This is a genomic window from Streptococcus pasteurianus (assembly GCF_004843545.1).
In the GTDB taxonomy this organism is placed as follows: domain Bacteria; phylum Bacillota; class Bacilli; order Lactobacillales; family Streptococcaceae; genus Streptococcus; species Streptococcus pasteurianus.
Genome location: NZ_CP039457.1, coordinates 1928082 through 1946651 on the forward strand (window position 1 = coordinate 1928082; position 18570 = coordinate 1946651).

Sequence of the window (18570 nt, forward strand, 5' to 3'; positions counted from 1 at the left end):
GCGTGTTTTTAGATGCGCCAGTTGCCAATGTACTGTGATGGGGCCGAAAAACGACCTTGGTTACGGAGTTCATCTTGTAAGATACGACGAACATCAGCATCAGTTAAAGATTTTTGTTTCTGATGTGCTTTATCTTGTCGCTCCGCATATTCACGCTTAATAGCCGCAATATTAAGCCCCTCATCAAGAAAATCTTTAATTTCGAGCAATCGATCCATATCATTTAACGAATACATACGACGATTTCCCGACGTCCTTTCTGGGGTAATTAAACCCTGATCTTCATAATAACGAATCTGGCGTGCTGTTAAATCCGTCAATTTCATTACTGTTCCAATAGGAAATACCGCCATTGAACGTCTGAGTTCTTTTTCTTTCATGATGACCTCCTTCCGACACTTATTATAGTCTGAAAATTCTAAACCGTCAACCCCTTATGTAAGAAAATATAACATAAATGAAAAATTTTTAGTTTTTTTGGCGTAAAAGTCCCTTAATCTTATCAACATCAGAATTAACAAGAATAGCTACAAAGACCCCGCAAAATGTTTCAAACACCCTAGCAAATACATATAAAATGGTATCACCAGCAGGAATTGATAGAGTAATAATCAAAAGTGCCGATGTTCCACCAATGATTCCTGCTTTGTTATTAATTGAAACATTAATCATAATTCCTAACATGGTAAAAATTGGAACAAAAATCAACGTTACCCAAAACTGATTATGGAAAAACTGATTGATAAAAAAGAAGAGCAGAGATAGCAAACCACCAACACTATTTCCAACCACACGTGAGAAGCCAAAATGAACGCTCTTGTCCAAACTTTCACGTAAACTGAAAACAGCTGTCAGCGTTCCTATCTGCAGCCCTTCCCATCCAAATAAATGGAAAATTAATAAAACCAAAAAAACAGCTAAACCAGTCTTAAAGGTGCGCATGCCCAATTTAAATTTACTCGGGTCAAACTTATAATTCGATAAAAGATTTTTTAAATAATTCATAACTCACAACCAATTTGCATTTTCTTTATTTTAACATATTTTCAAATTGATTTGCGAACGTTCTACTGATATGAATGCGTTTACCACAAAATATCTCTCACTTGCATTCCAAAAACCAAAATAATAGTACCACTTTCATGCAATAAAATATTTTCTTCCCATTTACGGATTTTATACACAAAAAAGGACGGTAACACCGTCCTCTTTAAATCTTCTCAACGAAGAAATTATTATTTATCAGTAAGTGCTGCAAGACCTGGAAGTACTTTACCTTCAAGAAGTTCCATAGAAGCTCCACCACCAGTAGAAATCCATGAGAATTTGTCAGCACGACCAAGGTTGATAGCTGCGGCAGCTGAGTCACCACCACCAATGATTGATTTAACGCCTGGTTGTTTAACGATAGCATCCATTACACCAATTGTACCAGCTTGGAAATCAGGATTTTCGAATACACCCATAGGCCCATTCCAAACAACTGTTTTAGCACCAGTCAATTCTTCGTCAAATTTAGTGATAGATTTTGGACCGATATCAAGACCAAGGAATCCAGCATCTACTGCTGCACCTTCAGTATCTTTAACTTCAGTATAGTCAGCAAAAGCGTTAGCTTCTTTTGAGTCAACTGGCAAGATTAATTTACCGTCAGCTTTAGCCAAAAGTTCTTTAGCAACATCAAGTTTGTCTTCTTCGACAAGTGAATTACCAATTTCGATACCTTGTGCTTTAAGGAATGTGTAAGTCATACCACCACCGATAAGGACTTTATCAGCTTTTTTCAACAAGTTTTCGATAACACCGATTTTATCTGAAACTTTTGAACCACCAAGGATTGCGATAAATGGACGAACTGGTTTTTCAACAGCTTCTTGGATGTATGCAATTTCGTTTTCAAGAAGGAAACCTGCAACAGCTTTTTCAACGTTTGCAGAGATACCTACGTTAGATGCGTGTGCACGGTGTGCAGTACCAAATGCATCGTTAACGAAGATTCCGTCACCAAGTGAAGCCCAGTATTTACCAAGTTCTGGATCGTTTTTAGATTCTTTTTTACCGTCAACATCTTCAAAACGAGTGTTTTCAACAAGAAGAACTTCACCGTCTTTAAGGTTGTTGATAGCTTCTTCAAGTTCAGCACCACGTGTAACACCTGGGAAGACAACTTCTTGACCAAGTTTAGCTGCCAAATCAGCTGCTACTGGAGCAAGAGATTTACCTTCTTTATCAGCTTCTTCTTTAACACGTCCAAGGTGAGAGAAAAGAATTGCACGACCACCTTGTTCGATGATGTACTTGATTGTTGGAAGAGCCGCAGAAATACGGTTGTCGTTAGTGATAACGCCATCTTTCAAAGGCACGTTAAAGTCAACACGGACAAGAACTTTTTTGCCTTTCAAATCAACGTCTTTAACAGTCAATTTAGCCATTTGATAGGACTCCTTATTATTTTTTATACATGCTAATTATATCACAAAACCTGTAAAAGAGATAGCAAAATCAGTACATTTTGTACGCCAGCCACTACTAAACGAGGAAATGTGTGAATTTCTGTATCATTTTACAATATATAAAAAAGAGAGGAATGAATCCTCTCTTCTTCAGCTAACTCATTGATTATTTAGCAATTTTTGCGAAGTATTCAAGAGTACGAACAAGTTGTGAAGTGTAAGACATTTCGTTGTCGTACCATGCAACAGTTTTAACCAATTGAGTACCGTCAGTTGCTTCGGTTACTTCTGTTTGAGTTGCGTCAAACAATGAACCGAATGAGATACCTACGATATCGCGTGAAACGATTGGGTCAGTATTGTAACCGAATGATTCAGTTGCAGCAGCTTGCATAGCAGCGTTAACTTCTTCAGCAGTTACTTTTTTGTCAAGAACTGAAACAAGTTCAGTAAGTGATCCAGTTGGAACTGGTACACGTTGAGCATGACCTTGAAGTTTACCGTTCAATTCTGGGATAACAAGACCGATAGCTTTAGCAGCACCAGTTGAGTTAGGAACGATGTTTTCAGCAGCAGCACGTGCGCGGCGGAAGTCACCTTTACGGTGTGGTGCGTCAAGAGTCATTTGGTCACCAGTGTAACCGTGAACTGTAGTCATTGTACCAACTTTAAGACCGAATGATTTGTTCAAAGCATCAGCCATTGGCGCAAGACAGTTTGTTGTACATGAACCAGCTGAGATAACTGTTTCAGTACCATCAAGAATTTCGTGGTTAGTGTTAAATACGATTGTTTTAACATCTGATCCACCAGGAGCTGTGATAACAACTTTTTTAGCTCCACCTTCGTGCAAGTGTTTTTCAGCAGCAGCTTTAGTTGCAAAGAAACCAGTTGCTTCAAGAACGATTTCTACACCATCGTTAGCCCAGTCGATTTGTTCTGGGTCACGTTCTGCAGAAACTTTAACGAATTGACCGTTAACTTCAAAACCACCATCTTTAACAACAACGTCACCGTCGAAACGACCTTGAGTTGTATCGTATTTCAACAAGTGTGCAAGCATAGCTGGGTCAGTAAGGTCGTTAATACGAGCTACTTCAACACCTTCAACGTTTTGGATACGACGGAATGCAAGACGACCGATACGACCGAAACCGTTAATACCAACTTTAACTACCATTAGTGATTTCCTCCTTATGAAAATCAAAAAAATTTTTATTTTAAAAGGTTTCCCTTTTAGACAATTGTGAAAAGATTAACTTACGTAGGCACAAATCAACCTTTCAACGTTAGTATTATATAACTATTTCACCAAAATTGCAAATATTATTACCGTTTTCATAATAAAAAAGGATGCTCTTTTGAGCATCCTTTCTATCAGGAATTATTCACCAGAATTCTTCTTGATGATTTCTTCTTGTACTGATTTAGGAACGTCTTCATAGTGGTCAAATACCATCATAAATGTACCGCGTCCTTGAGTTGCAGAACGAAGAATTGTTGCATAACCGAACATTTCAGCAAGTGGAACAAAGGCACGAACGATTTGGCTGTTACCATGAGCTTCCATTCCATCAACACGTCCACGACGAGCTGTAACGTGCCCCATAACGTCACCAAGGTTTTCTTCTGGAGCTGTGATTGTAACAAGCATCATTGGTTCAAGAATAACTGGATGTGCAGTTTTAGCAGCTTCTTTAAGTGCAAGTGATGCAGCAATCTTGAAGGCTGTTTCAGATGAATCGACATCGTGGTATGAACCATCGTAAAGTTTAGCTTTAACGTCAACCATTGGATAACCAGCAAGAACACCGTTAGCCATAGATTCTTGAAGACCTTTTTCTACTGCAGGGATAAATTCACGAGGAACGACACCGCCGACGATAGCATTTTCAAATTCGAATCCTTTACCTTCTTCATTTGGCGTAAATTCAATCCAAACATCACCAAACTGACCTTTACCACCAGATTGGCGTTTGAAGAATCCACGTGCTTGAGTAGCTTGACGGAATGTTTCACGGTACGATACTTGTGGAGCACCTACGTTTGCTTCAACTTTGAATTCACGTTTCATACGGTCAACAAGGACGTCAAGGTGAAGTTCACCCATACCAGAGATAACTGTTTCACCAGTTTCAACGTTAGTTTCAACACGGAACGTTGGGTCTTCTTCAGCAAGTTTTTGAAGAGCGATACCCATTTTATCTTGGTCAGCTTTAGATTTAGGTTCAACCATCAATTGGATAACTGGTTCTGGAACTTCAATTGATTCAAGGATGACTTTAGCTTTTTCATCTGTCAATGAGTCCCCAGTTGTAGTGTCTTTCAAACCAACGGCAGCAGCGATATCACCAGCGTAAACTGTTTCGATTTCGTTACGGTGGTTGGCGTGCATTTGAAGAATACGTCCGATACGTTCACGTTTACCTTTAGATGTATTAAGAACGTAAGAACCACTGTCCAATACACCTGAGTAAACACGGAAGAATGTCAAACGACCTACGAATGGGTCAGTCATGATCTTGAATGCAAGAGCTGCAAATGGCTCTTCATCTGATGCTGGACGTTCTTCTTCTTCGTCTGTATCTGGGTTAACACCCTTGATTGCAGGGATGTCAAGTGGACTTGGAAGGTAGTCAATAACTGCATCAAGCATCATTTGAACACCTTTGTTTTTGAAAGCAGAACCACAAAGAACTGGGAAGAATTCAACGTTGATAGTTGCTTTACGGATAGCAGCTTTCAATTCAGCTTCAGTGATTTCTTCACCTTCAAGATATTTCATCATCAATTCTTCATCAGTTTCAGCAACTGCTTCGATCAATTTTTCACGATATTCGTTAGCTTGATCTACGTATTCAGCTGGAATATCTTCTTCAAGAATATCTGTACCAAGGTCATTAGTATAGATTTCAGCTTTCATTTTAACCAAGTCAATGATGCCGTTGAAGCTATCTTCAGAACCGATTGGCAATTGAATTGGGTGAGCGTTAGCTTGAAGACGATCGTGAAGTGTGCTTACTGAGTAAAGGAAATCAGCACCGATTTTGTCCATTTTGTTTGAGAATACGATACGAGGAACACCGTATTCAGTAGCTTGGCGCCAAACTGTTTCAGTTTGAGGTTCTACACCTGATTGTGAGTCAAGAACTGTTACCGCACCATCAAGAACACGAAGAGAACGTTGTACTTCAATTGTGAAGTCCACGTGCCCTGGTGTGTCGATAATGTTTACACGGTAGTCTTTCCATTGTGCAGTTGTAGCGGCAGATGTGATTGTGATACCACGTTCTTGCTCTTGTTCCATCCAGTCCATTTGTGAAGCACCTTCGTGTGTTTCACCGATTTTATGGATTTTACCAGTATAGTAAAGAATACGCTCAGTTGTTGTTGTTTTACCAGCATCGACGTGAGCCATGATACCAATGTTACGAGTTTTTTCAAGTGAAAATTCGCGAGCCATTTTTTTCTCCTATTATAAATTTAATTTACTACTCTATTATAGCATATTTTTAGAACGGATAGGCAGGACCTACCCGTTCTAAACATGCTTTATTAAATTTGATACATGTCAGTAAGCAAAACACTTACTAAACACAGCCTGAACACCCGTAGTAAAAAGCTTTAATTGTATTCGAAGCTTTGTATCTGTATATCGCAGATTACCAGCGGAAGTGTGCGAATGCACGGTTTGCTTCTGCCATACGGTGTGTGTCTTCGCGTTTTTTAACTGAAGCACCAGTGTTGTTAGCAGCATCCAAGATTTCTTTTGCAAGACGATCTTTCATAGTGTGTTCACCACGAGCACGTGATGCAGTTACCAACCAACGAAGTCCAAGAGTTGTACGACGTTCTGGACGAACTTCAACTGGGACTTGGTAGTTAGAACCACCAACACGACGAGCACGTACTTCAAGAACAGGCATGATATTTTCCATAGCTGTTTCGAATACTTCAAGTGCATCGTTTCCAGTAGCTTCTTTGATTTGTTCAAATGCATCATAAACGATTGATGCAGCTGTACCACGTTTACCATCAAGCATAACACGGTTGATAAGACGTGTTACAAGTTGTGAATTGTACAATGGATCTGGCAATACTTCGCGTTTAGGCGCTCTATTTTTACGACTCATTTTTTCTTATCCCCCTTCTATTATCCTTTAGGACGTTTAGCACCGTATTTAGAACGGCTTTGTTTACGATCAGCAACACCTGCAGTATCAAGTGCACCACGAACGATGTGGTAACGTACCCCTGGAAGGTCTTTTACACGTCCACCACGGATAAGAACAACACTGTGTTCTTGAAGGTTGTGTCCGATACCTGGGATGTATGCAGTAACTTCAATAAGGTTGCTCAAACGTACACGAGCAAATTTACGAAGGGCTGAGTTAGGTTTTTTAGGTGTCATTGTTCCAACACGAGTTGCAACACCACGTTTTTGTGGTGAAGATACGTTAGTTTGAACTTTTTTGTGGCTGTTGTAACCAACGTTAAGTGCTGGTGATTTAGATTTTTCAACTTTAGATTTACGTGGTTTACGTACCAACTGGTTGATTGTAGGCATCTACTTTTCTCCTGTAAGATTTTTTATTTTGGTTGATAAGGTACTTGGTGACAGTCCTTATCTAAAATGTGTACTTTGCAACATTTGTCAGCACGTCTCTGTACACTCTGGAGAGACCAAAAGTAAAAAGTACCGTTCATTATGATAACATAACTTTCACCGTCTGTCAAATGATTTAGTCGTATTTTATAGCTTTTATAAAATTTTTGGTAGCTACTAAATTCGTTATAGTCCCAAAAAAGATTAAACGTTCTTGAACAATATAACTTTTAAAGAAAAAGGGGAACTCCCTCTCTTAATCGAAAATATTACCAATTTCTACTTTGACATGGTTGTTTTTAACATCAATTTCTGAAACTTTTAGAAGTGATTTGTAAGTCATTCGGTCACGTTTTTCTTGGGCATTTTCAGCAAAGACTGCGACACCTACAAGAGTACTATCGAATTCCTTCAAGAGACTGACCATACCAGAAATCGTTCCCCCACCTTTAAGGAAGTCGTCAACAATCAAGACACGACTATTCGGTTTCAAGCTGCGTTTAGACAAGAACATCTTTTCAATACGGTCACTTGAGCCACTTGCATAATTGACAGAAACGGTTGAACCTTCCGTAATTTTAAGGTCACGTCGAACGATGACAAATGGAACATTCAAGATATTTGCAACGGCATTTGCCAAAGGCACACCTTTGGTTGCTACTGTCATAACCGCATCAATTTTATTTCCCTTGAAAGCATTAGCAATGATACGTCCAACACTTTGTAAAATTTTAGGGGTACTTAATAAATCTGATAAGTAGATATAACCTCCAGGAAGAATACGATTGCTTTCTGAAAGGCGGTCACGTAATTCTTCGATGACTGCTTTAGCTTCTTCATCAGAGATTCCTGGTGTAAAAATGACACCTCCGCTCGCCCCTGTAACTGTTTCAATTTCGCCGATTCCTGATTCTTCAAAAGCTTTTTTGATAATGGCGATATCTTCAGAGATTGAAGATTTTGCTGCTTCATATTTTTCAGCAAATGTGTTTAAACTTGTCAATTTATAGGGGTTGTTAATCAAATAGTTGGAGATGACAACCATGCGTTCACTACGTCGTAATTTCATAATTTCTCCATTTTCATATCTGTTTTTTGTCATTATATCATAAGAAGGTGAAAAAAACGAACATTTTAATAAAAAATGTCCATTTTTTTGTGCTTTTCCCTAATGTAAAGAGGTCTTCGAGTGAGTAATGTTAAAATATTCTACTTCTTATTGCCTCTTATAATTTTGGTTTATAGAATGAACGATTATCCATTGCAAAAATACGATTTGTCATTTCGCCCTCGTCAATACGACTCAATGCCGTTGTCATCATCATCATTTCGGCGTCGATATTATCAATAATATGAATAATCTCTGCTTCCATCACACGTGGACGAACTGGGCTGCCGTATTCAAGCAAGCCATGATGACTTAGGATAACATGGCGTAAAATGATAACATCTTCTTTGGTGTCATCAATGTTTAATTCTGTGAGAACTTTTGTGATTTCTTCATCAATCAAAGCAATGTGACCGATTAAATTGCCACGTACAGTGTATTCGGTATTGTCTGGACCAGTTAACTCAATAACTTTCGCCAAGTCATGAAGCATGATACCAGCGTAAAGCAAACTTTTGTTGAGTTGTGGATAGATATCACCAATTGCATCCGCTAAACGCACCATGGTTGCTGTATGATAGGCTAATCCAGATTTAAAAGCATGGTGATTTGTCTTAGCTGCAGGATAAGTGAAAAATTCCTTGTCGTATTTGCGATAAAGCGCACGAACAACACGTTGCCAAACAGCATTTTCAATTTTGAACATCATTTGCTCAAGATAATCTTTGACATCAACAACGTCGACTGGTGATTTTTCTCGGAAGTCACTTGGGTCGTTTGGCTCACCCTCACGTGGATTACGAAGGGTAATTTGATTGACTTGAGGTGTTCCATTATAGACCTCACGACGACCTTTCATGTATACTACTTTGCCAGCGACAAATTCTTCAACATTATAGGGTTGAGCATCCCAAAGATTACCAGAAATTTCACCAGTATCATCTTGGAAAGTAAAGGCAATATAATCCTTGCCCGCTCTCGTCTTACGAATCTCTGCGGATTTTATTAAGTAGAACCCTTCAAAGAGTTCATCTTTTTTCATTTGATTAATTTTCATGATTTTCCTCATCTTCTAATGGTGGGAGGTTAAGTAAACTTGCCGTTGCTTGGTCTTGATAAGATTCAACAGTATTTAAAGCTCGGATAATCGCATTTGTCCTTGTGTAAATGAGACTATCCAAAGTATTATTAGCGGTATTGATTTGTTTTTGAGCTTTAACCAACATATTGCCAAATTTTTCAAATTCTACCTTAACATTTCCTAAAACTTTGCTAATATCGTTTGCATTTTTCTGAATATTGAGAGTTTTAAAGCCGACAGCAAGCGAATTTAATAGAGCTGATAAGGTTGACGGTCCTGCTACGACAATATTTTCATCACGTCGCAAGCTATCAAAGAAACTAGCATTACGAACCACTTCTGAATACAAACCTTCTGTTGGTAAAAACATAATTCCAAAATTAGTTGTCTCAGGTGGATTGAGGTATTTTTTATTAATATCTTTAGCAAAGCGTTTGATGCTGTTAAGAAGCGACTTGCGGTAAAGCTCAACTTGTTCTTTGTCACCACTTTCGTAAGCATCTTCCAAGCGATAGTAATCTTCCAATGGGAATTTCGAATCAATTGGCAAATAAACATAGCCATCATCATCTGTTCCTGGAAGCTTTATGGCGTATTCAACACGCTCACTAGAGCCTGAAATGGTCGGAAATTCTCGTTCGTATTGGTTAGGCGTCATAATATCTTCGATAATTTGCCCCAGTTGTAACTCACCAAGAATGCCACGTGTCTTAGTATTTGAAAGCACTTTGTTTAAGGTGCCAACATCTTGTGCGACATTTTTCATCTCACCCAAGCCTTGATTGACAGACTCTAGTTGCTTAGAAACTGTCTCAAATGAGGCTTTCAAACGATTTTGCAAGGTTTGTTCGAGTTTTTCTTCAACTGTTTGACGCATTTCTTCCAAACGTTTTTCGTTTGATTCTTGCATTTCTTTGACAGAATTTGTTAAATTGCGGTTGATGATTTCTAAACGCTGGTCAGAACGGTCACGATTTTCATTCAAACTTTGATGAAGAACATCGCGAAGATCATTTAATTGTGTGTATAAATCATTTTGCAAACGATTTATCTGATTATTCAACGCTAAAACTTGGTCTTTTTGCGCTAAATCAAGCTGATATGAGACTTGGTCAGATAAATTATCAGCGTTGTCGTCCATTTTTTGTGAAACATCTTCTGTCAGCTTTGCCATTTTCAGCAAAAGATAAATTAACAAAACGACACTAAGAAGTCCTAATAATAATGTAATAATTAACATTTTACCTATCCTTACTTTGAATAACGATAAGATAGTCTGATTTTAAGTTAACTGTAATTGGTTGGTCAAGAAATTCATTGCTTGAATAGATTTTTTTCTTGAAAAAATTACTGGCGTCAAGCTCGTATTTGGCACCTTTAATGGTCAAATCAGCGTCACCATCAGCCATAAAGGAAACGTAAATCATTTCTTTTTCTGGCAAAACTTGATTAGAACCTGCAGGATAAAACTGCACGGTATTTTGCTCATCGCGTAGGGTTATCTGACGCATGAAGGGTGCTAATTCTGGGTCGCTTGGTAGAAAAAGATTAGACATCATGTGGTCAATACGACCGCCAAAAGCGCCGAAAATCGTCACTTGTGCTTGTGGGTATTTTGAGAAAATCGCCTTTAGGGCTAACTCTGTATCCGTGTCGTTTTTTTCTGGAGCAGCCTTGATGAAATCGCCAGCTTTTTCTTGAATCATTTGTAATTCTTCTTTGCTGACAGAATCAAAATCTCCCACTGCCAAATCTAAAGGTAATTGATTTTTTAATAGGAAAAGACTACCACGGTCAACACCTACAAAAAGCTCAAAATCAGTCGAAAAACCTGACAAACGACCGCCAGTAAAGACAGCTATCTTAGTCATCTAACGCCACACGCAATGTTTCTACTTGTGCAGCTAAATCACTTGCTTTGAAGAGATATGAACCAGCAACAAAGACATTCGCTCCAGCATCATAACAAGCTTTGATAGTCTTATTATCAACGCCACCGTCAACTTCGATGTCAAAATCATAGCCTTTTTCATCGCGGAGTTGAGCAACTTTTGCCACTTTTTCAAGCGTTTCAGGAATGAAGGCTTGTCCACCAAATCCTGGGTTGACTGTCATGATAAGCACTTGGTCAACCAAACTCAAGACAGATTCAATAGCTGAAACTGGTGTTCCTGGGTTGATAACAACACCTGCTTTCATGCCTGCAGCTTTAATTTTTTGCAAAGCACCATGAATATGAAGAGTTGACTCCGCATGAATTGTCATAATATCTGCACCAGCTTGCGCAAATGCGTCAACATAACGTTCTGGATTAACCACCATAAGGTGACAATCAAAAACGAGTTTGCTGTGTTTACGCATGCTAGCCACGACATCTGCACCAAAACTGATATTTGGTACAAACTGCCCATCCATAATGTCGATATGAACATATTCTGCACTTGTTTCTTCGATACGTTTTAATTCTGAAGCGAAATTTGCATAATCAGCTGCTAAAATTGATGGTGCGATTTTATTGTTTGACATAAGTACCTACTTTCTTTTTATAACTTTCTTATACGTTTCACGACGGTTTTCAATTTCACTGAGAAATTGGAGATAATTATCATACCGTGACTGCCAAAGGTCGCCTGATTCCAAGGCTTCCTTAACCGCACATGATGGCTCATGCGTATGCGTACAGGAACGGAATTTGCAGTAATGACTAAAGTGCCTTAGCTCTGGAAAAGATTCGTTGAGATCTTCGGCATTCGTAATTTCATAATCAAGCGATGAAAATCCTGGCGTATCTGCTATTTTCCCACCATTAACATTGTAAAAACTAACTGCACGAGTGGTATGGCGACCACGTCCAAGACTATCCGAAATTTCACCTGTTTCTAACTTGAGTTCTGGAGCAATTTTATTTAACAATGTTGATTTACCAACACCTGTTTGCCCCATGAAAACAGTCACTTTGTCGGTCAATAGCGGAAACAATTCTTCCAAAGACGTGCAAAATTGATAACCGATTTCTTGATATTGTCTTTGAATTGTCCTTATCTCATCAGGAGTTGTCACTAAATCCATTTTTGAAATATAAACAATCGGTTCTATCGCCTTATGCTCTAATAAGACCAAAAAACGATCCAACAAATTGGCATTAAAGTCTGGTTCTTTGGCTGACATGATGACAACCGCTTGGTCAATGTTGACAATCGGTGGTCGAACCAAACTATTCTTTCGGTCATGAATCGCTAAAATGTAGCCCTCTGAATGGTCATCTGCTGAAAATTCAACAAAATCGCCAACATAAGGTGTTTGACCTTTTTTTCTAAAATTGCCACGCGCACGTGTCTGATAAATGACTCCGTCAGATTCAACATAGTAAAAACCTGCTAGAGACTTGATAATTCTACCTTGCAAATGTACTTCCTTTTTATAATTGATAGTCTCATTATAGCAAAAAATGCCCTTTTATTCAGTACCTAGCTCAAAAGATTTCTTATGTTTGTCTTTTTTGATTAAAAGTCGTATAATGACTTTGTCTTTTGCGGAAATGGTGGAACGGCAGACACGCATGCTTCAGGCGCATGTGCCCAGTATGGGCGTGAGGATTCAACTCCCTTTTTCCGCATGGTATTTTGAGCAACATTATCATTTGACATCAAACAACGCTTAAATACGACATTTGGAAAGGTGGCTCAGCTTGGTACGGCACCAGACTCGAAATCTGGCAAGTGGATGTTATTCACACGCGGGTTCAAATCCCGTCCTTTCCTTACAATAACAAATAAAGCCAACTTCAACAGAAGTTGACTTTCTCATTTTTAAAGAGTACGTTTTTAAACGTTAAGGTTTTAAAAATGCCCTATTGAGCATTGAATAACACAAGTTTTTTAAAAATATTCACAATAAGATCAGCAGCTACTGATGATAGGATAATACTTATAAGAGCTCCACTCCATAAACTATCCAAAAGAAATGGTGACGTATTTTTGTTACCATGTTTTTTTCTGTTGTCAAACAATTTGTAAGCTGTAAATAATTGATAACCAGCTAACAATAAACAAGCAATACCAGCTAAAACTTCCAACATAAAATACCTCTTTTCATTCGGAATTTGTTTATCGTGTATTCAAATAAAGTATATACCTTAAAAGATGATGCAAGTTTTTTGTTAAATTATCAGAAAAAACATAGTGTTTCTAATGCATCAATTTTCAAAATTTATCTAAAGAGGTGATTTGAGCTGCTTGTTTCAATGGGTAGCTTGCCATATTCTTGATGAAATTCAATAACTGTTGCTAAGCCAATACTACGATTATCACCTTTGCTTGAATAGCCTTTTTGATAAACGGTATCAATCGGAATACTATCTTCTTTGGTTGAATTTTCAATCATAAAAACAAAGTTATCATCTTGATAAAAATTCGCTACGGATATTTTAGGAACATCTGATAATACTGCGGCTTCAATCCTATTATCAAACAGAATAGCAAGGTTATGAATGTAGGTAATACGTGGAATTTCGAAACAATCCATAACTGTCCGATAGCATTGATTTTTGTGGAAAATAGCGCTACTAATGAATAAGACACCGTCCTAAGCAAAATATCCCCTACTGCAACTGGAAAAAAACCATAAAAATATGATACCTTGGTAGCAAGAACCTATCATGACGGTAAGATAAAGTGATAAACCACAACAACACCACAATATTTTTAATCATGACAATTTTGAAACTGTCCATATCCGAAAAGCACAAAAGCATGACAACCGTAAAGCCTAATGCAAGAATTGGCAACACCAAAACAGATACTAGCCATTCCCAAACGGCAAGGTCGGTGCTTGGTGATGCTCTTAGACAGGATAGCATACCCTAAAAACGTGACAAAGGTTTCTAAAAACGCAATTAAACTCCTTAAGTCCAAAACTTCTCCACTCTAACTTTCTAGTTTAATTTTCAATTCTTTCATGGATTTTTTGGAAACGTAACAAGATTTTCCACCTACACAATAAACAATCCCTTCTTTTTTATCCAAACTGACGCCATTATCAGGATTAATCAGATAGGATTTTTGGCATTGAAATAGCTTATGATTTGCATTTTTAACTTCTCTGATTGTTCCGTAAAAATTACGCTGTCCTGTCCATGTCACCAACATGAAATAGTGCTTGCACCGTTTCAAAATAAAGAATATCTTCAAACGGTATTCTGATGTTTTGAAGTGCTCTTAACTCTTTTAGTTTCGCCGATTGTTCCCTTGTTGGGTGAATAGCATTTTCCACCAAAACAGTTGATAAATCAACATTTAAACGACTTAAAATATAGGGCGTTGACGTCCCTCTATTTTTTAATTCTTCATGATAAGATTGCAATAATTGTCGTAACGGGTTGATTTTCACATTATTATCAAGAGTTGCTAGCAACTCATCAATGATGATTAATGCTTCGTCTCTTCTTTCTTTTTCCTCAGAAAACCACTTTAAATTCGGCATAAATCTCCCTCCAAATACCTGCTTATTAGCTCGTTGTTAGGCAATATTAGTTAGTCAAAAGAAACGCTACGAATAAAGGTGACAATGAGTAAAGCGACTACGTAATATGGCAGAAAGCGAGTACCGAGCAAAGCCGCTACAACACCAGCTCCCATTCCTATTATCAAGCTATTTAATATTGGATTTTTAACTATTTTTTTCATCTTTTCTCCCTGAAAGTCTAAATCATCAAGAACACTTGGCAAACTGTCCAAGAAAAATTTTTCACATCTCTCCACGATTCCCTCACATCAGAAAGTTATTTAATAACCACTAATTACTATAATCCTTTTTGAGTGATAATTTCATTTAATGTCATGAAATGACCAAAAATAGTCGTGAAAGGTCAAAATTATCAATTAAGAGTTTTCTTATGACTTGCCTGTCTTTTTGGCACAGCAGTAACAATTTTGAAAATAAATACTTACAATCATCATTTGATAATTGCTGTATTGACAAGTTTTCCCAAGTGTCGTGACGATGTTTTCTATTATTTTTTTATACTAAAGTTATCAATGACCACCGCCCACGACACCCATAGCCATAAGACCACGTCCGAGATTTTTTTCAAATTCTCCATATGTCGCGATTTTTTGATAAAAAGTGTTCACCGATGCGCTCATTTTTGTTTTCTTGGCAATATTTGCAACACCGATTCGACGTAAATCAGATGCCAAAGACATCACAGCTCTATCAAAATCCTGACCTGCTTCTACCGCATTTTTGAAAGTTAGTAATGCTTGACGTTCTTCATCTTTGATGTCAACAGACAAGACAAGGTCATAAATCTCATTTAACAACTTTTCTTTTACTAATTTTGTCATAATGTCTCCTTCTAAGGCAATAAAGCATTGACAAGACTACGACCAAAATCGCGTCCAAACATGTAAATCATTTTTAAATCTGCGAATAAACGGTTAATAACAAATGATGCCAATAACCAAAACCGCTGTTTTATACTGTGAAAATAATGTTTTTATCATAAATACTCCCTATAACCCCAATATTTCAGAAAATGGCAGGTAATCCGTCGTAAATTCTAACTTTTGAGCTTCGTCAGTAGAGACTTGAGCTTGTTGAATGAATTTTTTTGAAAGTCATCCAACGCCAACTCAGAATGACAAAGCTAATGATTTCCAGTTGTGATGTACCATTTCCCCAAAAATTTCAACGTCGTCGAAAACTGCAACTCTTCTGTCAGATTTGTCTGGTCGATAACATAGATTTTTTCATGTGTATAGATTGAAAAAATAATCTTTTTAATTCATTATTTTACTGATGCCACTGACATGACAATCACCTACTTTCACTTATATTTCCTATAATACGCCTACATTATACTCCTTTTCAATTCATAACGAACACTCAAGTCGCAAAACGTTGTTTTTCAGTCGCGAATGGTTATTTTTTAATACTTGCCGTTCACGACTGACTTTGACATCTTGTGATTTTAAAATGACATAAAAATGATGATTTGGACTTTTTTAATACCGTTTACGACCTAAAAACGACGTTTTATGACTTAGAAAAAGCTTTTAAGAACTTTTCTGCTACAATTAATTACTAAGGAGGTTTATAAAAATGATGACAGAAAAAATGTTTAAAGAGTTAGATCAATCTGAATTAGAGAAAACGATTGGTGGAAAGAATAAGGATTTCTTAATTGTTGGACCTTTTGATTGGTTAAAGAAAAATCATAAGCCTACTAAACACGCTTAAACCAAAAATCATTCGACTATTTCAGTCGAATGATTTTTTGATTCGTATTGTTTGTCTGAAATGATAATTCTTGCTTGATGTTTGTACCGACATATTTGGATACTTTTTCAACATCTGGTTAACCGTTTTAAGACCAACACCTCGTCCAAAGCCCTTACTTGAATAATTCTTCTGGTAAATCAATTCCACAGGAACTCGCTCTTCTTTTGTGGTGTTATCTATAATTAGTAAATAGTCATCCCCTTGATAGAAACAAGCAATAATCATGGCAGGCTTTTCAGCTTCAATAGCCGCTTCAATCGCATTGTCACATAAAATGGAGACGAGCCGCACATAATCTAACAAAGGAATATCTGGAGTTCCAATTTTATCTTTAACTTCTAATTCTACCTCAATATGATGAGATTCCGCTTCTAAAAATTCAGCTGATAAAAGGCTTTTTATCGCATCATTATCAATATTAGTCAATCGTCCAATATTGAAGCGACTATGCTGAATAAACTTTCCAGAATCCTCTAAAACGGCATTATAAATATTCCTCACCATACTCATATCATTTTGGTCGATTCCCTCTTTTAAACTCGCTAAGATATTAGCATAATCATGACGAAAAGCTCTTAGTTCCTCATATAAGCCTTCGATTTGCTTGCTATATACCGACAAAGAATGCAGTTCTTGCTCCCGCGCTAACGATACTTCTTTCTCCAGCCAATTTTGATAAGAGCGATTCATATAAAACAACATTAAAGTGAAGAAAGTGAAATAGAGAACCACCAACCATTGGCGATAAACCAAGTTTGGGACACCACCATAAACTTCCATACCTGTTAAAAATTCAATCATGACATAGTAAAACATCATTGTTAAATCTGTAAATATTAGTTTCTTTCGTAGATTTTTTATCTCACTTAGTGCAATAAAAGTTTGAAAGTTAATTTTAAACAACTGCACCATCATAAAATACATCAGAATTATTGAAAATTCTACAATGACAAATAATAAATTATTTTTATCTAAATCGGTATAACTAAAATTAAAAAATGGAATAATGAAGAAACTAATAATTCTTTTAAAAGCACTCTCTATAACCCATGGAATACTCCCATAAAATACGTATAGAGAAAAGGGCAAGGTTTTATCTCTCAAATAAGATAGAAACATCAATATTAAAATACGACCGATAATAGTATAAAACCATGTAAAATCAATGACGAAGAAAGCAACAGCTATCGTTACTATTTCCCACAATTTCAGTTTTTCTCCTCTAACATTAGAGTAAATCAACATAATCACAGGATAGTAAGCTAGTTCACTTAGATAATCACTCATTAGCTTCTCACCTCATCTCATTCAATAGAGGTTTTATTTTATCCCTCGAAACTAAGCAAGAGTCCCCAGTTTCGAAATAAACACTTCGTATCGCTTTATCAAATCTGACCACATTATCCACATTAATGATAAAAGAACGGTGACACTTGAAAAGACGTTTATCTGATTTAGCAATCTCTGCAATCGTCGCATAAAATTCCACTCTTTCATTTCTCGTATGCAAAATCACACGGTGCACGGCAGGAGATGTTTCGAAATAAAGAATGTCACTATATAGAACGCGCACACGTGCTTTAGGAGTTTCAAACAAAAAGGAATTTTCGCCGAAATTATCATTTTGATGTTTCATGGCTTCCTTTAGGCACAACTCTATGCGTTCACTAAATGCTTGGTCATTCAGGTTCTTATCAATAAAATCAATCGCCCCTACTAACGCTTGGTAAGTCAGCAGCATAAATTCTGAATGGGTTGTTACAAAAACAATGATAGCCGTTGCATCTTGTTCACGAATGGCTTTAGCGACATCAATTCCTTGTTTTTCGTCGTCTCTGATTTCTAAATCAAGAAAGAAAATTTGATGCTCTCCTTTTTCAGTTGCCTTAGCTATAATCTCATTTGCGGAACTAAACACCTCTATTCTCTGATAGTCCCAATTATTTTTTGCCATAATGGTCGCAATCTCGCGTTCCATACGAAATTGCTGTATGATATTATCCTCTAGTACATAAATATCTAACATAAATCTCCTCTAAAA

General features: G+C 37.2%; 22 protein-coding genes and 2 tRNA genes. 3 read left to right on the forward strand and 21 right to left on the reverse strand.

Features of this window, described 5'->3' with window-relative positions; all coding sequences use genetic code 11:
• Window positions 1-8 precede the first annotated feature (8 nt).
• The 13 genes from E8M05_RS10035 to rsgA all read right to left on the reverse strand — a co-directional run bounded on the left by E8M05_RS10035 (window position 9) and on the right by rsgA (window position 12653).
• Window positions 9-380 (reverse strand): MerR family transcriptional regulator, encoded by a 372-nt coding sequence (locus E8M05_RS10035; protein ID WP_003066523.1) that lies wholly within the window; start codon window positions 378-380, stop codon window positions 9-11.
• Window positions 381-468: 88 nt separating this feature from the next.
• Window positions 469-1005: an FUSC family protein gene (locus tag E8M05_RS10040; protein WP_003066525.1), complete on the reverse strand. Its 537-nt coding sequence runs from the start codon at window positions 1003-1005 to the stop codon at window positions 469-471.
• 230 nt (window positions 1006-1235) lie between these two features.
• Window positions 1236-2432, reverse strand: coding sequence for a phosphoglycerate kinase (locus tag E8M05_RS10045; RefSeq protein ID WP_003066528.1), 1197 nt, complete (start codon window positions 2430-2432; stop codon window positions 1236-1238).
• 187 nt (window positions 2433-2619) lie between these two features.
• Window positions 2620-3633 (reverse strand): type I glyceraldehyde-3-phosphate dehydrogenase, encoded by a 1014-nt coding sequence (gene gap, locus E8M05_RS10050; protein ID WP_003066531.1) that lies wholly within the window; start codon window positions 3631-3633, stop codon window positions 2620-2622.
• 204 nt (window positions 3634-3837) lie between these two features.
• On the reverse strand, window positions 3838-5916 hold the full coding sequence (gene fusA, locus E8M05_RS10055) for an elongation factor G (protein WP_003066533.1): 2079 nt from the start codon (window positions 5914-5916) through the stop codon (window positions 3838-3840).
• Between the two features lie 199 nt (window positions 5917-6115).
• On the reverse strand, window positions 6116-6586 hold the full coding sequence (gene rpsG / locus E8M05_RS10060; protein WP_003066535.1) for a 30S ribosomal protein S7: 471 nt from the start codon (window positions 6584-6586) through the stop codon (window positions 6116-6118).
• Window positions 6587-6606: 20 nt separating this feature from the next.
• The gene (gene rpsL, locus E8M05_RS10065; protein WP_003066537.1) at window positions 6607-7020 is read right to left on the reverse strand and encodes a 30S ribosomal protein S12; all 414 of its coding nucleotides are present in this window, start codon (window positions 7018-7020) and stop codon (window positions 6607-6609) included.
• 295 nt (window positions 7021-7315) lie between these two features.
• Entirely contained in the window at window positions 7316-8128 is an 813-nt protein-coding gene (gene purR, locus E8M05_RS10075; RefSeq protein WP_012962508.1) for a pur operon repressor, read from the reverse strand.
• Window positions 8129-8285: 157 nt separating this feature from the next.
• Window positions 8286-9224, reverse strand: a complete 939-nt coding sequence (locus E8M05_RS10080) for a 3'-5' exoribonuclease YhaM family protein (protein ID WP_058692504.1) — start codon at window positions 9222-9224, stop codon at window positions 8286-8288.
• Window positions 9214-10488: a DNA recombination protein RmuC gene (gene rmuC / locus E8M05_RS10085; protein ID WP_136596475.1), complete on the reverse strand. Its 1275-nt coding sequence runs from the start codon at window positions 10486-10488 to the stop codon at window positions 9214-9216. The genes E8M05_RS10080 and rmuC overlap by 11 nt, the downstream gene beginning before the upstream one ends.
• Window position 10489: 1 nt before the next feature.
• Window positions 10490-11119: a thiamine diphosphokinase gene (locus E8M05_RS10090; protein ID WP_003066545.1), complete on the reverse strand. Its 630-nt coding sequence runs from the start codon at window positions 11117-11119 to the stop codon at window positions 10490-10492.
• Window positions 11112-11774: a ribulose-phosphate 3-epimerase gene (gene rpe, locus E8M05_RS10095; RefSeq protein WP_003066548.1), complete on the reverse strand. Its 663-nt coding sequence runs from the start codon at window positions 11772-11774 to the stop codon at window positions 11112-11114. The genes E8M05_RS10090 and rpe overlap by 8 nt, the downstream gene beginning before the upstream one ends.
• 6 nt (window positions 11775-11780) lie before the next feature.
• On the reverse strand, window positions 11781-12653 hold the full coding sequence (gene rsgA / locus E8M05_RS10100; protein ID WP_013852268.1) for a ribosome small subunit-dependent GTPase A: 873 nt from the start codon (window positions 12651-12653) through the stop codon (window positions 11781-11783).
• Between the two features lie 127 nt (window positions 12654-12780).
• Here rsgA and E8M05_RS10105 point away from each other — a divergent pair.
• A tRNA-Leu gene (locus E8M05_RS10105) sits at window positions 12781-12864 on the forward strand.
• Window positions 12865-12920: 56 nt separating this feature from the next.
• A tRNA-Ser gene (locus E8M05_RS10110) sits at window positions 12921-13009 on the forward strand.
• A gap of 89 nt (window positions 13010-13098) precedes the next feature.
• Here the strand turns inward: E8M05_RS10110 and E8M05_RS10115 are convergent.
• The 6 genes from E8M05_RS10115 to E8M05_RS10135 form a co-directional block, all read right to left on the reverse strand.
• Window positions 13099-13326 (reverse strand): hypothetical protein, encoded by a 228-nt coding sequence (locus E8M05_RS10115; RefSeq protein ID WP_003066551.1) that lies wholly within the window; start codon window positions 13324-13326, stop codon window positions 13099-13101.
• 131 nt (window positions 13327-13457) lie between these two features.
• Window positions 13458-13772 (reverse strand): GHKL domain-containing protein, encoded by a 315-nt coding sequence (locus E8M05_RS11660; RefSeq protein ID WP_003066552.1) that lies wholly within the window; start codon window positions 13770-13772, stop codon window positions 13458-13460.
• A 401-nt stretch (window positions 13773-14173) separates the two neighbouring features.
• Window positions 14174-14395, reverse strand: coding sequence for a LytTR family transcriptional regulator DNA-binding domain-containing protein (locus tag E8M05_RS11335; protein ID WP_003066558.1), 222 nt, complete (start codon window positions 14393-14395; stop codon window positions 14174-14176).
• Window positions 14367-14729, reverse strand: coding sequence for a bacteriocin immunity protein (locus E8M05_RS10125; protein WP_061100337.1), 363 nt, complete (start codon window positions 14727-14729; stop codon window positions 14367-14369). Before E8M05_RS10125 ends, E8M05_RS11335 begins: the two co-directional genes overlap by 29 nt.
• A gap of 50 nt (window positions 14730-14779) precedes the next feature.
• On the reverse strand, window positions 14780-14932 hold the full coding sequence (locus E8M05_RS10130; RefSeq protein WP_231729917.1) for a hypothetical protein: 153 nt from the start codon (window positions 14930-14932) through the stop codon (window positions 14780-14782).
• A 348-nt stretch (window positions 14933-15280) separates the two neighbouring features.
• Window positions 15281-15592 carry a bacteriocin immunity family protein gene (locus E8M05_RS10135; protein WP_048791097.1) on the reverse strand — a complete coding sequence of 104 codons (312 nt, stop codon included), beginning with the start codon at window positions 15590-15592 and terminating at the stop codon, window positions 15281-15283.
• 757 nt (window positions 15593-16349) lie between these two features.
• Between E8M05_RS10135 and E8M05_RS10150 the strand changes: the two genes are divergently transcribed.
• Window positions 16350-16487 carry a hypothetical protein gene (locus tag E8M05_RS10150; RefSeq protein ID WP_003066566.1) on the forward strand — a complete coding sequence of 46 codons (138 nt, stop codon included), beginning with the start codon at window positions 16350-16352 and terminating at the stop codon, window positions 16485-16487.
• A gap of 21 nt (window positions 16488-16508) precedes the next feature.
• Here the strand turns inward: E8M05_RS10150 and E8M05_RS10155 are convergent, their stop codons facing one another.
• Both E8M05_RS10155 and E8M05_RS10160 read right to left on the reverse strand, forming a co-directional pair.
• Window positions 16509-17816: a sensor histidine kinase gene (locus E8M05_RS10155; protein ID WP_003066569.1), complete on the reverse strand. Its 1308-nt coding sequence runs from the start codon at window positions 17814-17816 to the stop codon at window positions 16509-16511.
• Window positions 17817-17823: 7 nt separating this feature from the next.
• The gene (locus E8M05_RS10160) at window positions 17824-18555 is read right to left on the reverse strand and encodes a response regulator transcription factor (protein ID WP_058692509.1); all 732 of its coding nucleotides are present in this window, start codon (window positions 18553-18555) and stop codon (window positions 17824-17826) included.
• Between the last annotated feature and the right edge of the window lie 15 nt (window positions 18556-18570).